2 protein-coding genes and 1 pseudogene are annotated in these 2,171 nt (G+C 40.7%); 2 read left to right on the forward strand and 1 reads right to left on the reverse strand.

Annotated features, from left to right (window positions below; all coding sequences use genetic code 11):
• Positions 1-479, forward strand: a pseudogene (locus tag NR177_RS23660) (tail fiber protein); the annotation flags it as partial.
• Positions 479-1,075 (forward strand): tail fiber assembly protein, encoded by a 597-nt coding sequence (locus NR177_RS23665; protein ID WP_256853796.1) that lies wholly within the window; start codon positions 479-481, stop codon positions 1,073-1,075. The pseudogene NR177_RS23660 and the gene NR177_RS23665, both read left to right, overlap by 1 nt.
• A 573-nt stretch (positions 1,076-1,648) precedes the next feature.
• Here NR177_RS23665 and NR177_RS23670 read toward each other — a convergent pair.
• Positions 1,649-2,171, reverse strand: a 523-nt coding sequence (locus NR177_RS23670; protein WP_256853797.1) for a phage tail protein, incomplete at its 5' end; no start/stop codon positions are given.

Here is a 2,171-nt window from a genome sequence, read left to right on the forward strand (position 1 = left end):
AAAACCTCGGTTTGGGAGAAGGTGTTCCACTCATCGGTTCTCCTTTTGCATGGCCGCATTCAAAAATGCCCAATGAGCTATTTGCATCTATGTCAGGAATGGTTTTTATCAAAGCGAATGGTGCTTCATTTAGCAGCACAACATACCCAAAACTAGCCATGATCTATCCTGGGTTAAAAGTGCCAGACTTACGCGGTGAATTTATTCGTGGATGGGATGATGGTCGAGGCATCGATAGCTCGCGCAACTTGCTTTCATCCCAAGAAGATATGTTTAAGTCCCATAATCACAGATTTGTAAATGAATATGGTACACCTACGGCCAGGATAATCGCTTACACGGATGAAAATAACGAAAACGCTGAGGCAAATAATGTTAGTGGTTTACGAGCCTGGACTTACATTTTCATGGAAAATACTGGTGGCAATGAAACCAGACCCCGTAACATTGCATTCAATTATATTATGAGGGCTGCATAATGTTAAAAGCTCAGTTAGATAAAGATTTCATAGCTATTAACGCTGGAGGAATTAGCGTTTGTAATTACGATGGTGTTTCACGTGAATATCTTTCAACTACCACTGAAACTCTTGCTAAAGGAGTAGGCCTTCCTGCTAATTCATGTGTCGATGCCCCTTTAGAAAAAAAAGACGGCATGATCGTTTGTAGAACTAAAGACCTTTCTGCATGGGAGTACATTAACGATCATCGCGGTGAAACTGTCTATAATACTGAAACAGCAAAACCGTTTTTTATAACTGAATTGGGGGATTATCCAACCAATACCACTTCAAAAGTTCCAGCTTCAAAGTTCTGTAAATGGGATGGTGAGAGCTGGGTTGAGGATGTGTTACTTAAAGATGAAGCCGATAAAATAAGTGCAGAAAAATATCGGGAAGATATTTTAAATAGCATTGATAACACAATATCGGACTGGAAGATTGAACTTTTGCTTGGAGATATAAGCGATAGTGACAAGGAAAGACTTTCAGCATGGATGATGTATAAGGCTGCAGTTAAAGCCGTCGATGTATCGACAGCACCTGAAGTGATCTGGCCTCAAAAACCGGAATAATTTCAGTTTTTCTTTGGAATGACAGATGGCGAAGGTCGCTATCTGTTAACTCACTTTGGTTAGAATCGCTCTCCACTAGGAATTTATATTTCTAAGTGGATTTTACCCGAATCGAAAACCTCGCCACATTATATCAATAAATGATATATTTTTTTAAGAGGGAAACTGGTTGGGATTTCCCCTATAAAAAAGGTTGACCGCGTAATGCCATAAAACGGGGGTGATTAAAATCAGTCCCTCAAAAAAATGCTAGAGGCATGAAATTTCTTTACCCCTATAATTCTGGCGATATCAATCTAAGCATCACAAGATGGTATATGCCAGTAGCCGTCGATACATCGACGGCTACTGAATTTGCATATGCCACCCAGGCTAATAATTTCGCTTTACCATTATCGCTAATGTCACAAAACAAAAGTTCAACCTTTCAGTCCGAAATGGTTTCATTAATGCTTTCCAACACATTTTTTCAATGCTTCCAGAAATCTTACATAAAGGTTTCATATTTTTTACCGGTTCCTCATACAGCTTGCGCTATCTCACACAGAACGCTGAACAGGGCTACATAAGTCATTACTTAGCCCTCACTATATAATTGAATGCTAAGTTACGTGGTCTGACACTTATACCTTTCGATATTCCAGATTTTATACTGGTAATAATGGTTGCATTCATACCATTGTCTGAGATCGCGCCTTCATAATTATTTGGATTAGTTCCATCTGGCATTTTGAAATCATATTGCTGCATATCAAATAATGAATCTTCATTTTTGAATCCTAAACCGATTACACCATTCGCCCCCGTTGCGTCTTGATTATAGTAATCAAGCATCGCGGTTCTTAGGGTCGTTGACTGCTGCGGTGTTAAAATTCCTCTGCTGATATCGACACCACGCCCAGCATCCCAACCACGAATAAATTCCCCACGCAAATCCGGTAATCTAAGCGATGGATAAGCTTTCGCCAGGAGCGGGTAATCAGCTGCGCTAAAAGCGTCACCATTACAGGTTAACCAGCCTGATGGTGGTACTTCAGATGGCCAGGGAACCGGCACTCCAACCGGCAAAGCGGAGCCTTCTCCCAAACCGAGGTTT

It is taken from the genome of Pantoea sp. Fr+CA_20, from assembly GCF_024520835.1.
Classification (GTDB): Bacteria; Pseudomonadota; Gammaproteobacteria; order Enterobacterales; family Enterobacteriaceae; genus Pantoea; species Pantoea allii.

Coding starts and splice junctions, on each gene's coding strand:
- NR177_RS23665 (WP_256853796.1), top strand. CDS start 479: ATGTTAAAAGCTCAGTTAGATAAAGATTTCATAGCTATTAACGCTGGA.